Below are 17,631 nucleotides of genomic sequence, written 5' to 3' on the forward strand. Positions count from 1 at the left end.
TTTCCCAATGAACCCTAGCCGAACCCGGATCGTGCGCCTGCGACCTCGCGCGTGGGCCCTCCTGCTCACGTCCGTGGCCATGCGCCCTTTCCGGTCACGACCGGGGGGTCAGGTCACGTCGCGGCGCATGGGGACGCCGATCGCCAGCGCGGTGGCCGTGACGGCGTAGGCCGCCAGGACGAGCGCGCCGAGCACCGGCGGCAGGAGCCGTGCCGAGGAGACGGAGATCTCCGCGGCCGCCTGGCTGATCAGGTTGAAGTTGGTAAGCGCCGCGGTGGCTCCGCCAGGCAGGTAGGGGTAGATGAGGTTGACGCCGGGAATCAGCGCCAGCGCGTGTTCGACCATGTAGAGGTACAGGCCGAGAGCCGCGAGGGCCGCCGTCTGGTTGCGCAGCAGCGCTCCGATCCCGACGCCGAGCATGGTGTAGACGGTCATGGCGGCGGCCAGGCGGAGCAGGAGTTCGGCGACCGTGCCCGGTCCGGCGCCGACGCTCACTCCTCGCAGCGCGGCTCCCCCGTACAGGCCGGCCGCGGCGGACGCGGTGACCACCAGGCCGTAGGCCGCTCCCGCGACCGCGTACGTGAGCAGTTTCGCGGCCAGCACGGTCTGCCGCCGGGGGGCGAACAGGAAGGTGAAGGTGATCGTCTTGTGCCGGTATTCCGAGGTCACAGCGGTCGCCCCGAACAGCGCGGGGACGATCACGGTCAGGCCGGTCAGGCTGAGGACCGTGCGGACGCCCTCCTCCGTCCGCACGCCCGGCATCGAAGGCTCGAAGTTCTCCGGCCCGACCAGCGTGGCCAGGCCGACCAGGACGCCACCGCAGACGACGGCGGCGAGCGGCCCCCACCTCCACAGCGCCGTCGTGAACAGCCTGCGGAACTCCGCCTTGACGAGCCGCCTCATGCGGCACCTCCTGTCAGACGCAGGAACGCCTGCTCGAGGGTGGATCCGTCGCCGGTCAGGCCGGCCAGCGGCCCGGCGCTCATCAGCCGCCCGCGGCGGATGACGAGGACCTGGTCGACCATCTGCTCGGCCTCGCTCAGCACGTGACTGGAGACCAGGACGGTGCGGCCCTCGTCGGCCATCGCGCGGAGGAAGCGGCGCAGCCAGGCGATGCCTTCCGGGTCGAGCCCGTTGCCGGGCTCGTCGAGCACCAGCACCGGGGGATCGCCCAGCATCGCGGTGGCGAGGTTGAGCCGCTGCCGCATCCCGGTGGAGAACCCGCGGACCGGGCGGTCGGCGAACTCCGGCATGCCCAGCAGGTCCACGACCTCGTCGATCCGGCGCTCGGAGCAGCCGATCATGTCGCCGTAGACGCGCAGGTGATTGCGCGCGCTACGGCCCGGGTGGAAGCTCGACGCGTCGAGAACCGCGCCGACCGTGCGGGCGGGGTGAGTGAGGTCGGCGTACCGCCTGCCGCCGATCGTCGCGGTGCCCGAGGTGGGCCGGACCAGCCCCAGGAGCATGCGCAGGGTCGTGGTCTTCCCGGCGCCGTTCGGGCCCAGAAAGCCGGTCACCACCCCGGGCTCCACCGTGAAGCTCAGATCGGTGACGGCGGCCACCTGGCCGAAGTGCCTGGTCAGGCCCCGAACCATCACCTGGTTCGACATCGTCATCAGAATGTCCCATCTCATGTATCTGTTCTATTATTTGTATAACAGCTATAGTTGGCGCCGTGCAACTGACGCTCGATCTCGACAGCGAGGTCCCGATCTACCAGCAGATCCGGGATCGGATCGTGGAAGCCATCGCCGACGGCGCCCTGGCGGCCGGCGCGGCCCTGCCCTCCACCCGGCAACTGGGCATGGATCTGGCGATCAACTTCCACACCGTGAACAAGGCCTACGACCTGCTGCGCCGGCAGGGATTCATCCGGATCAACCGCAAGAGCGGTGCCGTGGTGCGGCGCGACCGGCTGTCCGGCCCGCCCGAAGCCGGCTTCGCCGACGAATGGCAGAGCAGGCTGCGCACGCTGCTCGCCGAGGCCGTCGCCCAGGGGCTCTCCCCGCAGGAGGTCCAGCAACGCGCGGGTAGCGTGCTGGAGTCATTCGCCACACCGAAGGGATCAATGACATGACCATGCTGCTCGTCGCCGACCTGCTGCTCGTCGCGCTGGTCACGGCGGCGGCATGGGCGATGCCCGCGCTGGCGCGCCCAAGCCTGCCGTTCGGCGTGCGCGTCCCTCCCGGCCGCGTCACCGACCGGGCCGTCACCGAGCAGCGCCGCGTCTACCCGCGCCGCGTCCTCGGCCTGGGCGTGCTCGCCGCGCTCGTCTCGCCTCCGCTGCTCATGCTCGGCGGGCCCGAGCGGGTGCCGGCCCTCGTCCCGGCGGTTCTGGTGCCGGCCGACGCGGTCGCCTACTACCTGGCATACCGCGCGGTGCGGACGGCCAAGCGCCGCGGGAACTGGTACGCCGGAAGCCGGCAGGGCGTCACCGCGGACACCACGCTGCGCACCGATCCCGTACGCGTGCCGTGGCTCTGGCTCGCTCCCGCCGCCCTCGTCCTGATCGCCGGCGCGGTCACCGGGATCACCCGGTACGGCGGGCTGCCGGCGACCCTGCCCACCCAGCGCGGGATGGGCGTGGACCTCGCACACCGCGTGAGCACCACCCCGCCGATCGCCTTCGCCCCCGTCCTGGTCCAGGCCGTCCTCACCGTGCTCATGCCGCTGCTGGCCGCCGGGCTGACGCGTGCCCGCCCGGAGCTCGACGCCGCCCGTCCCGCCGGGTCCGCCCGCCGTTACCGCGCCTACCTGAAGGGGGTGCTCAGGCTCGCCTTCGCCACCGCCGCGTGCGCGAACCTGAGCGTGTTCCTCATCGCCCTGCAGATCTGGGAGATCCTGCGGCCCTCGGTGATCGTGACCGTCGTCACCTACCTGCCCCTGGGCGCCGCCCTGGTGGCCTGGATCGTCTTCGAGCTCCGCGTCGGCCAGGCCGGGCATCGGCTCCCGCCGGAGCCCGGCGAGGAGGCCGAGGACTCCGATCTCGTGCAGCGCGACGACGACCGGCACTGGCACCTCGGCGGGTTCGTCTACGCCAACCGCGCCGACCCCGCCCTCTACGTGCACCAGCGGGCAGGCGGCGCCAGCTGGACGATGAACCTCGGCCATCCCCTCACCTGGGCGGTCCTGGCGGCCGTGCTCGCCGTCGCCCTGCTCGCCGCCGCCGGGGCCATCCCGCTGCCCGCCCGTTGAGATCCGTACGCCGCCAGGCGGCCGCGGAAGCGGCGGCGACCATAGCATGCCCGCCGGGGACGTACCGTGATCGGCACAGGTTTCGCCCCGGGAAAGGTGCCGCCGCTGTGACGACCACCATCGATGACGACGTGCTGATCCTGTCCGACCACGACGAAGAAGACCGCTCCGCCGGTGCCGCGGCGACCGCTGCCAGCTCTGATGCGGTCAAGGACTACCTCCGGCGGATCGGCAAGGTCGCGCTGCTGTCGGCCGAGCAGGAGGTCGAGCTCGCCCGGCGCATCGAGGCCGGGCTGTTCGCCGCCGAGTGCCTCGGCACGGAGGCCAAGGCGCCGTCCGCGGATGTGCGGGCGGAGCTGGAATGGCTGGCCGAGGACGGCCTGCGCGCCAAGAACCACCTCCTGGAGGCCAACCTCCGGCTGGTCGTCTCGATCGCCAAGCGCCACACCGGCCGCGGCATGGCCTTCGCCGACCTGATCCAGGAGGGCAACCTCGGACTGATCCGCGCGGCGGAGAAGTTCGACTACACCAAGGGGTTCAAGTTCTCCACCTACGCCACCTGGTGGATCAAGCAGGCCGTCACCCGCGCGCTGGCCGACCAGGCCCGCACCATCCGGATCCCGGTGCACATGGTCGAGGTGATCAACAAGGTGGCCCGGGTGCAGCGGCAGATGATGGTCACCCTCGGCCGCGAGCCCAGCCCGCAGGAGCTCGCCGTCGAGCTGGACATGACGGTGGAGAAGATCACCGAGGTGCAGAAGTACGGGCGTGAGCCGATCTCCCTGCACACCCCCCTCGGCGCCGAGGGCGATGCCGAGTTCGGCGACGTGATCGAGGACTCCGAGGCGATCCTGCCCGAGGAGGCGGTGACCTTCGTCCTGCTGCAGCGGCAGCTGCACGCGGTGCTGGACGCGTTGTCCGAGCGTGAGGCCGGCGTGGTGCGCCTGCGGTTCGGGCTGGCCGACGGCCAGCCCAAGACCCTGGACGAGATCGGCAAGGTGTTCGGCGTCACCCGGGAACGGATCCGCCAGATCGAGTCCAAGACCATGTCCAAGCTGCGCCACCCGGTCCGCGCCCGGGCGCTGCGCGACTACCTGGGGTGAGTCTCCGTCCGGGATGAACGTCACGAGGTGGCGGGGATGTCCTCAGCGGGCCGGAGCACGTGGGGGACGTCGTGAAACGGCCCGGGCACGGGGATGCCGTGCCCGGGCCGTCGCACCGGCCCTCGATCAGGGGCGCAAGCGGATGCTCAAGGGGTCGGGGTCGGGGTGACCGTTGCCGTCACGCTGGGGGTCGGGGCCGGCGTCTGCGGGGGTGTCGGGGCCGGAGTGGGCGGCACGGTGGGCGTTTCGGTCACCGTCGGGGTCGGGGTCTGCGGCGGTGTGGGGCAGGGCGTGGGGGTCCGCCACCTGGCCGTGCCGGGCCACCACTGCCGGTGATGCCACCGGTCGTTGCCGCGCGGGCTCTTCCTGCCCTGCCGCGACAGGTCGTAGACATAGGCGGCCGTCGCCGTCGCGCCCTCTCGCGTCGAGGTCAGGGCCACCCAGTCCCCCTGCCTGACCTCGCTGTTGCCGCGCTTGCCCGCGACGACGCGGGTGGTGTCGGTGATCGTGTACACCTGTTCGAAGCCGTCGCGGCTCCGCACGGTGATCGTTTCTTCGGTCACGGCCGTCGCCTCGCCCGTCTGCGCGAACACCGTGACGAACACGCACGGGTCCTCCGTCCCCGCCAGGAACTCGCCGTGCACCGCGCCGGTCAACTCCAGGGGGTGCACGGTGGGCAGCGCCGTGGCTGTGGGCGTAGGGGTGGGGGTCTCGGCCGGCGGCTCGGTGGGGGTCTCGGCCGGTGGCTCGGTGGGAGTCGCCGTGGGTGTCTCGCTGACCGTCTGCGTCGGGGTGGGTGTCTCCGCGGGCGGCGGCGCGGGCGTCGCCGCCGACGCCGCGGCCATCCCGATGCCGCCCGACGTCAGCAGCACCACGGCCGCGGCGACGGTCAGCGGCCGCTGAACGCTCCGGCGTGGTCCGCCCGCTCCGATCGGCTCCTGTCCGTTCGGCTTGTCACGGTTGGTTGGTATCACCATGTCCTCCCGTCTGGGGTGTCCCGATTGAACGCCCGCCGGCCTGAGGCGATGTGAGCTCGTCGTTCACCCGCCCCGCCGCGGATGACGATCACGGCGGATCCGCCGCAACGATCTTCCAACGGGCATCCGAAGCCTGCCCCCTCCCGCACGGCCCATGCGGCCGACCGGCGGCCCGGCCTCGCGTGCCGCCGCCTTCCACCAGCTCACCCCGGCGATACACCCCGGGAGAAAATCCGGTGCGGGCGGTACGGGCCCGGCCGGGGAGGCCGGGCATCGCCCGGAACCCCAGGACGCCAGCAGATCTCCGGCACCGTACGGCAAAGCCCTGGCCCGCGGTGGTTCGGCCGTCCCACCGTGGGCAGGCGGTACACATGCGCGTAGTAGTCGTCGGTGCGACCGGGAACGTGGGCACAAGCGTGGTGTCCGCCCTCGCATCCGACCAGAACATCACCTCCGTCGTGGGCCTGGCCCGGCGGCTGCCGGACTGGCGGCCGGACAGGACCACTTGGCATGCCGTGGACATCGGCACCGGCGACCTGGAGCCGTATCTCGCCGGCGCCGACGCGGTGGTGCATCTGGCGTGGCTGTTCCAGCCCACGCGCGATCCGGTGACGACCTGGCGGACCAACGTCCTGGGCAGCACGCGGGTCTTCGAGGCCGCCGCACGGCACAACGTCCCCGTGCTGGTCCACGCCTCGTCGGTGGGCGCCTACTCCCCCGGCCCGAAGGACCGGCCGGTCACCGAGGACTGGCCCACCCACGGCTGGCCGGGGGCCGCCTACGGCCGGGAGAAGGCGTACGTGGAACGCGTGCTCGACGTGTTCGAGCGGGACCACCCCGGCACCCGGGTCGTGCGGCTACGGCCGGGCTTCATCTTCAAACGGGAGGCGGCGACCGAGCAGCGCCGGCTGTTCGGGGGGCCGTTCGTGCCCCAGCGGCTGGTACGGCCGAGCCTGATCCCCATCGTCCCCGACACCCCCGGGCTCATGTTCCAGGCGGTCCACGCCGAGGACGTCGGCGAGGCCTACCGCCTGGCGGTCACCCGGCCGGTGTCGGGCGCCTTCAACATCGCCGCCGATCCCGTGATCGAACCGTCCGTGCTGGCCGAGCTGCTCGGCGCCCGCCTGGTGCCCGTCTCCGGCTGGGCGCTCAGGAGTGCCGCCGCCCTGGCCTGGCACATGCGTCTGACCCCCGCCGCACCCGGCCTGGTCGACCTGGTGCTCAGAATGCCGATCATGGATGTCACCCGCGCCCGTACCGAGCTCGGCTGGCAGCCGCGCCATACGGCGGTCGACGCCCTGAAGGAGCTGCTGGAGGGCCTGCGCACCTCCGCGGGCATGGACACCCCGCCCCTGTCGCCCGGCGCCGGCGGTCCCGCGCGGGCCGGCGAGCTGGCGAGCGGGGTCGGCGGCCGGCCGTAGAGGGCAGGAGAGCTACCACCCCAACTCCCTGGGCGGCGGCTGCCCCGCGGTCGGCGGCGAGGGCGCCTACACGCACCACCAGGAGCGGGTGGACGGCAACAAGATCCGCAAGCGCAGCGAGAGCTTCGGCGACCACTACAGCCAGGCCACCCTGTTCTGGAACAGCATTGCCGACTGGGAGAAGGAGCACATCGTCGCGGCCTTCCGCTTCGAACTCGGGAAGGTGGACCACGTCCACATCCGCGAGGGGGTGGTCCGCAACCTCAACCAGGTCGACCACGACCTGGCCGTCATGGTCGCCGAGGGCGTCGGCGTGGAGCCGCCCGCAGAGGCCGCCGTCCCCAACCACGGCCACGGCTCCCCGGCCCTCAGCCAGGGCCACGACCCGGTGCGGAGCGTCGCGACCAGGAAGATCGCCATTCTCGCCGCCGACGGCGTCGACGCCGCCCAGGTGGAGGGCGTGCGGGCGGCCCTCACCCCCGAGGGGGCGGTGTGCGAGGTGCTGGCGGCGCGGGACGGCGCCGTACAGGGCGAGGGCGGTGAGCAGGTCCCGGTCACGGCCGGTGCCCCTCGACGTCGCTCCCGGCGCCCCGTCACCCAGGTGAGGAGGCGCCGGGACGGGGCAGGGGACGGACATGGCGACGCAGCTCTCCCTGGAGGGAGTCACCCGACCGGCCGGGGGCACGGAGGAACGGCCGGGAGCGAGAAGGATCCTCGTCGGCACGGCCTCGTGGACGGACAGGTCCCTGCTGGAGTCGGGCTGGTATCCCGACGACGTGTCCACCCCCGCCGCCCGCCTGGCCTACTACGCGTCGCGGTTGCCGATCGTCGAGGTGGACGCCACCTACTACCACCCGCCGGCGCAGCGCACCGTGGAGGCCTGGCGTGACCGCACCCCGCGGGACTTCACCTTCAACGTCAAGGCCTTCTCCCTGCTGACCAACCACCCCACCCGGCCGGAGTCCCTCTACAAGGACCTGCGGGACAGGCTCGGTACGCCGAAGCGGACGGTCTACCTGCGCGACGTCGGTACGGAGATCGCCGAGGAGGTCTGGCAGCGGTTCCTCAGCGCGCTCAGGCCGTTGCACGAGGCGGGGAAGCTGGGGACGCTGCTCTTCCAGTTCCCGCCGTGGTTCCCGATCGGGCAGGGCAACCGGCGCTACATCCTCGAATGCGCGCGACGCTGCGGGCCCATGCGCATGTGCGTCGAGTTCCGCAACCACACCTGGATGGAGGAGGAGAACCGCGCCGAGACCCTCGGCTTCCTCGCCTCGCACGACATCCCCTACGTCTGCGTCGACATGCCGCAGGGGCATCCGTCGTCGATCCCGCCGGTCCTGGCCGCGACCTCCGACCTCGCCGTGGTCCGCCTGCACGGCCACTCCGGCAAGTGGACCAGCAAGAAGATCGAGGAACGCTTCGCCTATCTGTACTCGGAGGCCGAGCTCGGGCGGTGGGCGGCCCGGATCCGCGAACTCGCCGGGCGGGCCTCGACCACCCATGTGCTCCTGAACAACTGCTGCGGGGACAACTCGCAGCGCAACGCGGAACGGCTCGCCGTCCTCCTCGGCGGTTCGGAGGCGGAGCGGGCTCCCGGATGATCGGTGGCCGCCGCCCCCCGCCCGGCGGTCACCGCGCCCTGCGCCTGGTCTCCGCCATGGCGGCTCTGCGCTCGTCGGGGGTGGTGCCGCCCCACACGCCGTACATCTGGTGGGTGTTCAGGGCGTAGTCCAGGCAGCGCAGCCGTACGGGGCAGCGGCGGCAGACGGCTTTGGCCTGCTCGTACTGTTGCCGTCCGGGCCCCTCGGAGGACACGGGGAAGAAGAGCTCAGGGTCCTCGGTGAGGCAGGAGGAGCGGCGGGACCAGTGAATGATGGGAATGACGGTGCCCTGAACAGACATAGGCGGGATCCAATGAACGTGGAGAAGCTGACGGTGGGCGGCTCAACTTCTGGATCGGGTGCCCGCAGAAAACCCATTCATACCTTTTCGGATGAAAAATCACAGGGCCTTGACCTCGGTTTTCACGGGGCTCCCGGCGTCAGCGGAACCGGAAGGACCTCGGGCCGGTGATCTCGGTCTCGTCGAGGTGGTCGATCAGGTCCTCCTCCTCGCCCAGCCCGCTCTCCCTGACCAGCCGGGGCCCCATGTCACGGACCTGGCCGGCCATGTCCTCGTGGCCGATCGCGTCGAGCGCGACAGCCGCCAGCGGACCCGGAGGTCCTGCTGGGCAGGCACAAGGCGCTGAAGATCGGATATTTCAGACATCGCAGACCATTACCCCTGAGCCTGCGGAGCAAACGATCAGCCTGCCGGCGGGGACGCGGCGCCTTCGCCGCGTCCCCGGGAACCTCCTGGACGGCGACCGGCCCTCACGCGGCAGGCTGCGCCCGCTCGTCGGGGACGCAGTGGGTCATCTTCAGGTCGCCCACGTCGCGCGGCCCGTTCTTCCCCAGGTTGGACAGCCGCTCGCGCTCCTGCCCGCTCAGCTCCTGGCTCGCCAGCGGTTCGAGGTGGGCGACGTCCTCGGGACCGATCCCGAGTCCCTGCCCGACACGCAGCCCGAGCTCGTCCTCGGCCATCAGGAAGTGCCAGACCATGCGCTCCTGGACGGGGCGCTCGGCCTGGGACAGGAGGGTGACGAGGTTGAGCACGAGGTCGTCGCGCTCCCACTGCTCCATCAGCAGGTAGCGCTGGCCGGCCTGGGTGTAGTCGTCGGTCCTCGGGATGCGCTTGCGGGTCAGGCGCCCGGAGACGACCGGCCCCTGCTCGTCGTGGGTGGGGTAGTGCCCCTCGCGCAGCCCTCCGAGCAGGGACGGCTCGTAGTTGATGTGCGGGCTCTCCCCCTGGTCGTCGACGAGGTAGGTCATCTGGCCGTCGCGCTGGTTGGTGCGCACCTCGGCGTGCTTGGCCTGGTTGACCGGGAGCTGCAGGTAGTTGGGGCCCACCCGGTGGCGCTGGGTGTCGCTGTAGGAGAACGTCCGGCCCACCAGCATCTTGTCGTCGGAGAAGTCGAGCCCGTCGACCAGGACGCCGGTGCCGAAGGAGATCTGCTCGTTCTCGGCGAAGTTGTTGGCCACGTTCCGGTCCAGGACCATCCGGCCGACCGGCAGCGCGGGGAACTCGTTCTCCGGCCATACCTTGGTGTCGTCCAGCGGGTCGAAGTCCAGCTCGGGGTGCTCCTCGTCGGTCATGATCTGCACCAGGAGCTCCCACTCGGGGAAGTCGCCGCGGTCGATCGCCTCACGCAGGTCCTTGGTGGCGTGCCCGAGCTCCTGGCCCTGTACGGCGGCCGCGTCGGCGGCGGTCATGCTCCGCACGCCCTGCTTGGGCATCCAGTGGTATTTCACCAGGTGCGTCTCACCCTCCTGGTTCAGCCACTTGTAGGTGTTGACGCCGAATCCCTGCATGTGGCGGTAGTCGGCGGGGATGCCGCGCGGGCTGAACAGGTTGACCAGCATGTGCATGCTCTCCGGCGTCTGCGACATGAAGTCGAAGATCCGGTTGGGCTCCTGCCGGAAGGTCACCGGGTCGGGCTTGAGCGCGTGGATCACGTCGGGGAACTTGATGGCGTCCCTGATGAAGAAGACGGCCAGGTTGTTGCCGACGAGGTCCCAGTTGCCGTCCTCGGTGTAGAACTTCACCGCGAACCCGCGAGGGTCGCGCGCCGCCTCGGAGGAGTCCCTGCCGCCGATCACGGTCGAGAAGCGCACGGCCAGGTCGGTCCGCTTGCCCGCCTCCTGGAACAGCTTCGCCCTGGTGTAGCGGCCGATCGGCTCCTCGCCCAGCTTGCCGTAGGCCTCGAAGTATCCGTAGGACGTCGCCCCGCGGGCGTGCACCACCCGCTCGGGGATCCGCTCGCGGTCGAAGTGGCTGATCTTCTCCAGGAACTGGTAGTTCTCCAGCGTGGCCGGGCCCCGCGCGCCGACCGTGCGCTGGTTCTGGTTGTCGTAGACCTGGTGTCCCTGCCGGTTGGTCAGCACCGGCCGCTCGTCGCCCGGCTGCTGTCCCCTGCTCGACACGTCCGTCATGATGACGCTTCCCTCCTTGCGGCGATCATTTCCGGCGTACCGAATCTTGTCGGCACACGGGGGTTCCATATCCGACAAAAGGCGCCTTATAGCACTGAAAGAAAAGAATCTCCGCAAGAGGGAAGGTCACATGAACGGCCTCCTGACCGCGCCCGGACGGACCACGGGCCGGCGGAACCTGACAGGCCGCGGATCAGCGAGACCTGACAGGCCGCAGATCAGTGGAACCTGGCAGGCCGCGGATCGGCGGTATCTGACGGACCATGGATCAGCGGGACCTGGCCGTGGCCCGCCGGTTGGCCTTCTTGATGGCCTCGACGAGCTGGTCCTTGGTCATCGTGGACCGCCCTTCCACGCCCAGCCGCCTGGCCACGTCGTACAGGTGCTGCTTGGACGCGTTGGCGTCGACCCCCTCGGCCGTCTTGCCCGGCTTCGGGGTGCTCCGGGCCGCCTGGGCGTCGGAGGGGCCCTTCCCGGCCTTCGGCTCCCAGTGGTCGCCGACCTTCTCGAAGGAGTGCTTCAGCGCGGCGAAGGCCGTGCGATGGGCCCGCTGCCCCTCGCCGTAGGTCCGCACCGCGGAGTCATGGGCCTTGATCCAGGTGTCCCGCGCCTTCTTGGGGGAGCGCTGCAGGGTCGACGGGAGCTCTTGTCGTGCCGGCATCTTCAGATCACCTCTCTCCTTTCCCAGGCCCATGCCCATGTCGCCACGATTCATGTCGCGGTCCCGGCGCCGTTCGCGGCGCTCACCCAGGCGCCGCCGGGTGGCCGGACGGGGAAGCCCCGGCGGCTCAGGGGGAGCGCTTCAGCAAGGAGACGACCGCCCGTTCCACGCCGCCCGGAGTTCGGTCATACCCGTCCCCTTACCCGGGAAGATCGGCCTCAGGAGCCCGCGGCGGGCCTGCGTCACGGCGTGCCCCGGCCTCCCGCGGCGTCTTCCCTGCGCTTTCCCGGGCCGCGGCGGTCCTCTGTAAGGTCGTGGGTCATGACGCTGCGAGTGGTGATCGCCGACGACGAGGACCTGATCCGTGCGGGCCTGAGGATCATCATCGACTCCGAGCCCGACCTCACCGTGGTGGGCGAGGCCGCGGACGGCGCGGCCGTCGTGCCGGTGGTGCGCGAGCACCGGCCGGACGTGGTGCTGATGGATGTGCGGATGCCGGCCGTGGACGGCATCCAGGCCACCCGTCGGCTGGCCGCGCTGCCCGAGCCGCCCAAGGTCGTGGTGGTCACCACCTTCGAGAACGACGACTACGTCTACGAGGCGCTCCGGGCCGGGGCGAGCGGCTTCCTGCTCAAGCGCACCCGCCCCGCCGAGCTGGTCCAGGCGATCCGGACGGTGGCCGCCAGCGACTCCCTGCTCTTCCCCGCCGCCATCCGCGCACTGGTCGCGCGTCGCGAGGCCGTCCGAGCCGTCCCCGGCATCGACCGGCTGACCTCGCGCGAGGCCGACGTGCTGCGCCTGATGACCCGGGGCCTGTCCAACGGCGAGATCGCCGGCGAGCTGGTCATCAGCATGGAGACGGTGAAGACCCACGTGGGCAACGTGCTGGCCAAGCTGGAGGCGCGCGACCGCACCCAGGCCGTCATCACCGCCTACGAATCGGGCTTCGTCTCCCCGAGCTGAGACGGGCACGCCTCGGAGCCCCTGATTCCCCGGACCGCGTCGCCGAGGTGCTTCCCCCGCGGTGAGAAGGCCCTCCCCGGCCCCGGTCCCCGGCCCGAGACGCTCCCGCCCTAGATGGGCGAGCCCTCGTCCTCATCGCCCGGCCTCGGCCCCGGAGTCCCCGTGCCGCTCCGCGCGGGAGACGGCGACGTGGTGGGCTGCCCGGGCTCCGGCGACGCCGGGACCGGGGGCGGGGTCGGCACGAACATCGTCGGCGGCAACGGCTTGGGCGGCGGCTGGACCTCCTCGTCGCTGCGGAGCAGCAGCCAGGCCATCACGGCCAGCATCACCAGCAGCACGGTCAGCACGACCCCGGCGATGATCACCGATCGGCGGGTCTCGACGGGCGGCGGCGCCCCCTTGGGCGGGGCGGGCAGCGCGGGCGAGCGGTCACTGATCCAGTGCGGCGCGAAGTCCGGGCCGTGCTGCTCGCCGATGAGCGTGCCGCGCACCAGCACCGGCTCCAGGAAGCGTTCGGCCCCCGCCCGGTCCGGCTCGTACGGCGTGGCCACCCACGGCGCGCTCCCACCGTCCATGGCCAGCACCTGGGGGGCCGCGTCGGCCACCGCGGTGCGGCCGCGCGTCGCCCTGGCCATCCAGCCCCGCACACCCGAACGGCTGGCCGTCGCCTCCCGGATCCCGGTGACGAACCGGTCGCGGGCCGCCGGGTCGAGCGCGGCGCCCCTGGTCAGCACCGCGACCGAAACCGCCCGGCCGTCGGAGCCCTGTCCGAGGTAGACCAGCCCCGCGGGCCCCACCCGCAGGCGGGCCTGGAGAACGAAGGGCCCCAGATGGGGCGGGTCACCGTACTGGAGCGGACTGGCCACGCCTGCCATGAAAGCACATGACCGCGATCGGTCAGCGCCCGTGTGGGTGCTGACACGAAACGCGTTTGGGTACTAACGGGAAATACGCAGTCGGCCGGTTGTGCGGCCCCGCATTTCGTTTGGTGGAATATCAACATGACCGTCGCCGAAGAACTGCCGAGCGAGACCGACACCGGACTGCTGCGCGAGGCCCTGGCCGAGGTCCGGCGGGTCATCGTGGGCCAGGAGCACATGGTGGAACGGCTGCTCGTGGCGCTCCTCGCCCGGGGCCACTGCCTGCTCGAGGGCGTGCCGGGGGTCGCCAAGACCCTCGCCGCCTCCACGCTGGCCACCGTGGTGGGCGGCGACTTCGCCCGCATCCAGTTCACCCCCGACCTGGTCCCCAGCGACATCGTGGGGACCCGGATCTACCATCCCTCCCGCGAGGCGTTCGACGTCGAGCTCGGCCCGGTGTTCGTCAACTTCCTGCTCGCCGACGAGATCAACCGCGCCCCGGCCAAGGTGCAGTCCGCGCTGCTGGAGGTCATGGCCGAGCGGCAGGTCTCCCTGGCCGGGAAGACCCATCCGCTGCCCAGGCCGTTCATCGTGCTGGCCACCCAGAACCCGATCGAGTCCGAGGGCGTCTACCCGCTCCCGGAGGTCCAGCGCGACCGGTTCCTCTTCAAGATCAGCGTCACCCATCCCAGCGCCCACGAGGAGCTGGAGATCCTGCACCGGATGAGCGTGGCCCCTCCCACCCCCAGGGCGGTGCTCGACCCCGCGCGGCTGATCGCGCTGCAGGCCATGGCCGACCAGGTCTCGGTCCACCAGCTCGTCGCCGACTACGTGGTCCGGCTGGTGATGGCCACCCGCTCCCCCGGCGAGTACGGCATGACCGACCTGGAGGAGAACATCGAGATCGGGGTCAGCCCCCGCGCCACGCTCGGCCTGGTCGCCGCCGGACGCGGCCTGGCCCTGCTGCGGGGCCGCGACTACCTGCTCCCCGACGACATCCGCGACGTGGCCGTGGACGTGATGTCCCACCGGCTGATGCTCACCTTCGACGCGCTGGCCGACGGGGTCGACCCCGAGGACGTGGTCAGGCAGATCCTGGCCGTCGTGCCGCCGCCCCTGGTGGTGTGGAACCAGGGCTCCCGATGAGCCGCCGTGCCGCCCCCGGCGGCGTGGGAGCGGGCCCCTCGGCGACCGGCCGCGGAGGCGTGCCGGCGGCCACGGCCGAGCAGGCGCTGCGCCGGCTGGAGCTGACCGTCGTCCGCCGGCTGGACGGGCTGCTGCACGGCTCCTACCAGGGGCTTCTGCCCGGCCCCGGCAGCGAGTTCGGCGACAGCCGGGTCTACGTCCTCGGTGAGGACGACATCCGCCGGATGGACTGGGCGGTGACCGCCCGCACGACCGTCCCGCACGTGCGGGACCTGATCGCCGACCGGGAGCTGGAGACCTGGGCGCTGGCCGACCTGTCGCCCAGCATGGACTTCGGCACCTCCGGGATGGAGAAGCGGGACCTGGTGGTGGCCGCGCTGGGCGCGGTCGGCTTCCTGACCGGCCGGATCGGCAACCGCTTCGGCACATACGTGCTGCACGACGAGTACGTCCACCGGATGCCCGCCAGGGGCGGCCGTCCGGCCCTGTACGGCCTGCTGCACTCCCTGATGGAGGCCCCGCGGGGCCGTCCCGTCGCCGGTGCCCCTGACCTGGCCGAGGCGATCGGGGTGCTCGCCTCGGCACGGCGGCGGCGGGGCCTGCGCGTGGTCGTCTCCGACTTCCTGGACGCCGAGCCCAGCCTCGACCCCGGCCTGGAGCTGCCCTGGGAGCGGCCGATCCGCCGCCTGGCCGCCCGCCACCAGGTGCTGGCCATCGAGGTGATCGACCCGCGCGAGCTGGAGCTGCCGCCGGTGGGGCTGATCAACCTGACCGATCCGGAGACCGGGCGGAGCCGCCGGATCCAGCTCACCGCCAAGGTGCGCGCCGCCTACGCCGAGGCGGCCGCGGCGCAGCGGGCCACGACCGCCATGGCGATGCGCCGGTGCGGGGTGGCGCACCTGGTGCTGCGCACCGACCGCGACTGGATCCTCGACATCGCCCAGTTCGTGCTGCGGCAGCGGCGCATGGCACACCTGACGCACCGGCACCCGACCCCAGGAGTGACGCGGTGACCTTCCTCTCTCCGGCCCTGCTGTGGCTGTTCGCCGCGCTCGCCCTGGTCGTGGCGGGCTACGTGGCCGCCCAGTTCGCCCGGCGGCGCTACGCGGTGCGCTTCACCAACCTGCCGCTGCTGGCGCTGGTGGCCCCCTCGGGGCCCGGCTGGCGCCGGCATGTGGCCCCGGCCCTGTTCCTGCTGATGATGGGCCTGCTGATCATCGGCGCGGCCCGGCCGGCCGACTCGGTCCGGGTTCCCCGTGACCGCGCGACCATCATCATCGCGCTGGACATCTCGCTGTCGATGGAGGCCGCCGACGTCCAGCCCAACCGGATCACGGCCGCCAAGGAGGCCGCCCAGAAGTTCGTCGAGGACCTGCCGGAACGCTTCAACGTCGGCGTGGTCGCCTTCGCCCGCTCCGCCTCGGTCGTGGTCTCACCGACCACCGACCACCAGGCGGTGTCCGCCTCGCTGGGCAACCTGACCACCCGGGCGGGCACCGCCATCGGCGAGGCGGTGTTCAACTCCCTCGACGCCGTCCGCTCCTTCGACCAGCAGGCGGTCACCGACCCGCCGCCCGCCGCGATCGTGCTGCTGTCCGACGGGGACAACACCTCCGGCCGGTCGGTCGCCGAGGCCGTCGACGCGGCGATGAGCGCGCGCGTGCCGATCTCCACGATCGCCTACGGCACCCAGGAGGGCACCGTCTCGATCGACGGCCGCGACGTGAACGTACCGGTGAACAAGGCCACCCTGCAGACCCTGTCGGAGGGCACCTCGGGCCGTGCCTACGAGGCGGAGTCGGGCAGCCAGCTCCGGGAGGTCTACGAGCAGATCGGCACCTCGCTCGGCTACCGGACGGTCCACCAGGAGATCAGCCAGTGGTTCGTGGTGGCGGCGCTCCTGACCGGCCTGCTGGTCGCCGTGGCGGGCCTGCTGCTGGGGTCGCGGCTGCCCTGAGCCGGTCCCGCCCATTGGTAACGTTCTACGACGTGGCACATTACTTCGAGGAGCGTCCCGAGACCGCCAGCCGTCCCGGCTCGGTCACGCTCGTGCTCCCCGACCTTCACCTGAGACTGGAGACCGACAGCGGGGTCTTCTCCCCCGAGCGGGTCGACCAGGGCACCCGGATCCTGCTGGAGACGGTGCCCCCTCCCCCGCCCGAGGGCGACCTGCTGGACCTGGGCTGCGGATACGGGCCGATCGCGCTGACGATGGCCTCGCGCGCTCCCGGGGCCACGGTCTGGGCGGTCGACGTCAACCGCCGTTCGGTCGAGCTGTGCGCCAGGAACGCACAGGCCGCCGCCCTTGACAAAGTAAGGTCAGTGCACGTCGACGAGGTCCCGCCGGAGATCCGCTACAGGACCATCTGGTCCAACCCGGCGATCCGCATCGGCAAGGCCGCGCTGCACGAGATGCTGACCCGCTGGCTGTCCCGCCTCACCCCGGACGGCGTCGCCTACCTGGTGGTGCAGAAGCACCTGGGATCCGATTCCCTGCAGCGCTGGCTGAACGAGCAGGGCTGGCCCACGACCCGTACGGCCTCCCGGTCCTCCTACCGGGTCCTCCAGGTCCAGGCCCGGCCCGGCGAACCGGGCCGGTGACCCCGGCCCGGCGGGCGGGGTCAGTCAGAAGAACGGCGGGCGAGGCACGGGCCTCCCGCGGAACGGACGAGAAACGGTGAACGAACGATGATTGCAAACCCGCGCAGGCAGCTGCGGCCGACCGACGTCAAGCGGCTCAACCGCACCTGGCGCCGGAACACCGAGGGCCGGCTCGCCCTGATCGTGGAGTCGGTGACCGGTCCGTTCAACATCGGCTCCATCTTCCGCACGGCCGCCGCCTTCGGGGTGGAGCGGATCTGGCTGGCGGGCAACGCCACTCCCCCGACCAACCCCAAGGCGCAGAAGACCGCCCTGGGCACCGACCGGCTGGTGGCCTGGGAGGAGCCGGTCCCCGCGGTGGAGGCCGTACGGGCCGCCAAGGCGGACGGGTTCACCGTCGTGGCGGTGGAGCTGACCGGAGACGCGGCGCCGCTGCACGCGGCGGAGCTCGGCGGCGACGTGTGCCTGGTCGTGGGCAGCGAGGACCACGGCTGCTCACCGGCGCTGCTGGAGGCCGCCGACGGCGTCTGCTACATCCCGCAGGTCGGCCGGGTGGGCTCGTTCAACGTCGCGGTCGCGACGGCGATAGCGCTGGCCGAGGCCCGCCGCCGGGAATGGTCCGGCAAGGAGGCCCCGGACGGGGAATGAGCGCCGCGCGGGCTCCCGTGACCCA

General features: G+C 71.7%; 19 protein-coding genes and 1 pseudogene. 12 read left to right on the forward strand and 8 right to left on the reverse strand.

The window, feature by feature from the left end; genetic code table 11:
• Nucleotides 1-108 precede the first annotated feature (108 nt).
• Complete coding sequence (locus tag BM085_RS36005; protein ID WP_093891261.1) at nt 109-903, reverse strand: ABC transporter permease subunit; 795 nt, start codon at nt 901-903, stop codon at nt 109-111.
• Nucleotides 900-1,634 carry an ABC transporter ATP-binding protein gene (locus BM085_RS36010; protein ID WP_342742927.1) on the reverse strand — a complete coding sequence of 245 codons (735 nt, stop codon included), beginning with the start codon at nt 1,632-1,634 and terminating at the stop codon, nt 900-902. Before BM085_RS36010 ends, BM085_RS36005 begins: the two co-directional genes overlap by 4 nt.
• Before the next feature lie 41 nt (nt 1,635-1,675).
• Here BM085_RS36010 and BM085_RS36015 point away from each other — a divergent pair, with 41 nt between their 5' ends.
• The 3 genes and pseudogenes from BM085_RS36015 to BM085_RS36025 all read left to right on the forward strand — a co-directional run.
• Complete coding sequence (locus BM085_RS36015; RefSeq protein ID WP_093891263.1) at nt 1,676-2,077, forward strand: GntR family transcriptional regulator; 402 nt, start codon at nt 1,676-1,678, stop codon at nt 2,075-2,077.
• Nucleotides 2,074-3,195, forward strand: a complete 1,122-nt coding sequence (locus tag BM085_RS36020) for a DUF1648 domain-containing protein (protein WP_093891264.1) — start codon at nt 2,074-2,076, stop codon at nt 3,193-3,195. Before BM085_RS36015 ends, BM085_RS36020 begins: the two co-directional genes overlap by 4 nt.
• A gap of 122 nt (nt 3,196-3,317) precedes the next feature.
• A pseudogene (locus tag BM085_RS36025) lies at nt 3,318-4,298 on the forward strand (RNA polymerase sigma factor); the annotation flags it as partial.
• A 146-nt stretch (nt 4,299-4,444) separates the two neighbouring features.
• Here BM085_RS36025 and BM085_RS43760 read toward each other — a convergent pair.
• Entirely contained in the window at nt 4,445-5,275 is an 831-nt protein-coding gene (locus tag BM085_RS43760; protein WP_143121212.1) for a hypothetical protein, read from the reverse strand.
• A 371-nt stretch (nt 5,276-5,646) separates the two neighbouring features.
• Between BM085_RS43760 and BM085_RS36040 the strand changes: the two genes are divergently transcribed.
• The 3 genes from BM085_RS36040 to BM085_RS36050 all read left to right on the forward strand — a co-directional run bounded on the left by BM085_RS36040 (nt 5,647) and on the right by BM085_RS36050 (nt 8,297).
• Nucleotides 5,647-6,696: an NAD-dependent epimerase/dehydratase family protein gene (locus BM085_RS36040; protein ID WP_093891268.1), complete on the forward strand. Its 1,050-nt coding sequence runs from the start codon at nt 5,647-5,649 to the stop codon at nt 6,694-6,696.
• An 88-nt stretch (nt 6,697-6,784) separates the two neighbouring features.
• Nucleotides 6,785-7,585 (forward strand): catalase-related domain-containing protein, encoded by an 801-nt coding sequence (locus BM085_RS47255; RefSeq protein ID WP_245789901.1) that lies wholly within the window; start codon nt 6,785-6,787, stop codon nt 7,583-7,585.
• Entirely contained in the window at nt 7,473-8,297 is an 825-nt protein-coding gene (locus BM085_RS36050) for a DUF72 domain-containing protein (protein WP_245789902.1), read from the forward strand. Before BM085_RS47255 ends, BM085_RS36050 begins: the two co-directional genes overlap by 113 nt.
• A 28-nt stretch (nt 8,298-8,325) precedes the next feature.
• On the opposite strand, the gene BM085_RS36055 is transcribed toward BM085_RS36050, so the two are convergent.
• The 4 genes from BM085_RS36055 to BM085_RS36065 form a co-directional block, all read right to left on the reverse strand.
• Nucleotides 8,326-8,598, reverse strand: a complete 273-nt coding sequence (locus tag BM085_RS36055; RefSeq protein ID WP_086575422.1) for a WhiB family transcriptional regulator — start codon at nt 8,596-8,598, stop codon at nt 8,326-8,328.
• A gap of 139 nt (nt 8,599-8,737) precedes the next feature.
• Nucleotides 8,738-8,866 (reverse strand): hypothetical protein, encoded by a 129-nt coding sequence (locus tag BM085_RS47070; RefSeq protein WP_281249901.1) that lies wholly within the window; start codon nt 8,864-8,866, stop codon nt 8,738-8,740.
• A 202-nt stretch (nt 8,867-9,068) separates the two neighbouring features.
• Complete coding sequence (locus tag BM085_RS36060; protein WP_093891269.1) at nt 9,069-10,727, reverse strand: catalase; 1,659 nt, start codon at nt 10,725-10,727, stop codon at nt 9,069-9,071.
• A 268-nt stretch (nt 10,728-10,995) separates the two neighbouring features.
• Complete coding sequence (locus BM085_RS36065) at nt 10,996-11,388, reverse strand: ChaB family protein (protein WP_031172475.1); 393 nt, start codon at nt 11,386-11,388, stop codon at nt 10,996-10,998.
• Nucleotides 11,389-11,709: 321 nt separating this feature from the next.
• Here BM085_RS36065 and BM085_RS36070 point away from each other — a divergent pair, with 321 nt between their 5' ends.
• Nucleotides 11,710-12,351, forward strand: coding sequence for a response regulator transcription factor (locus BM085_RS36070; RefSeq protein ID WP_093891270.1), 642 nt, complete (start codon nt 11,710-11,712; stop codon nt 12,349-12,351).
• A gap of 110 nt (nt 12,352-12,461) precedes the next feature.
• On the opposite strand, the gene BM085_RS36075 is transcribed toward BM085_RS36070, so the two are convergent.
• Nucleotides 12,462-13,226: a hypothetical protein gene (locus BM085_RS36075; protein WP_093891271.1), complete on the reverse strand. Its 765-nt coding sequence runs from the start codon at nt 13,224-13,226 to the stop codon at nt 12,462-12,464.
• A 126-nt stretch (nt 13,227-13,352) separates the two neighbouring features.
• Here BM085_RS36075 and BM085_RS36080 point away from each other — a divergent pair, with 126 nt between their 5' ends.
• The 5 genes from BM085_RS36080 (at nt 13,353) to BM085_RS36100 (ending at nt 17,606) form a co-directional block, all read left to right on the forward strand.
• Nucleotides 13,353-14,357, forward strand: a complete 1,005-nt coding sequence (locus BM085_RS36080; RefSeq protein ID WP_143121213.1) for an AAA family ATPase — start codon at nt 13,353-13,355, stop codon at nt 14,355-14,357.
• Nucleotides 14,354-15,370 carry a DUF58 domain-containing protein gene (locus BM085_RS36085; protein WP_245789903.1) on the forward strand — a complete coding sequence of 339 codons (1,017 nt, stop codon included), beginning with the start codon at nt 14,354-14,356 and terminating at the stop codon, nt 15,368-15,370. Before BM085_RS36080 ends, BM085_RS36085 begins: the two co-directional genes overlap by 4 nt.
• Entirely contained in the window at nt 15,367-16,314 is a 948-nt protein-coding gene (locus BM085_RS36090) for a VWA domain-containing protein (RefSeq protein ID WP_093891272.1), read from the forward strand. Before BM085_RS36085 ends, BM085_RS36090 begins: the two co-directional genes overlap by 4 nt.
• Nucleotides 16,315-16,346: 32 nt before the next feature.
• Nucleotides 16,347-16,958, forward strand: a complete 612-nt coding sequence (locus BM085_RS36095) for a class I SAM-dependent methyltransferase (protein ID WP_093891309.1) — start codon at nt 16,347-16,349, stop codon at nt 16,956-16,958.
• An 87-nt stretch (nt 16,959-17,045) separates the two neighbouring features.
• On the forward strand, nt 17,046-17,606 hold the full coding sequence (locus BM085_RS36100; protein ID WP_012891998.1) for an RNA methyltransferase: 561 nt from the start codon (nt 17,046-17,048) through the stop codon (nt 17,604-17,606).
• Nucleotides 17,607-17,631: the final 25 nt, after the last annotated feature.

Origin of the sequence: Streptosporangium canum (assembly GCF_900113865.1) — a bacterium.
Taxonomy (GTDB): Bacteria; Actinomycetota; Actinomycetes; order Streptosporangiales; family Streptosporangiaceae; genus Streptosporangium; species Streptosporangium canum.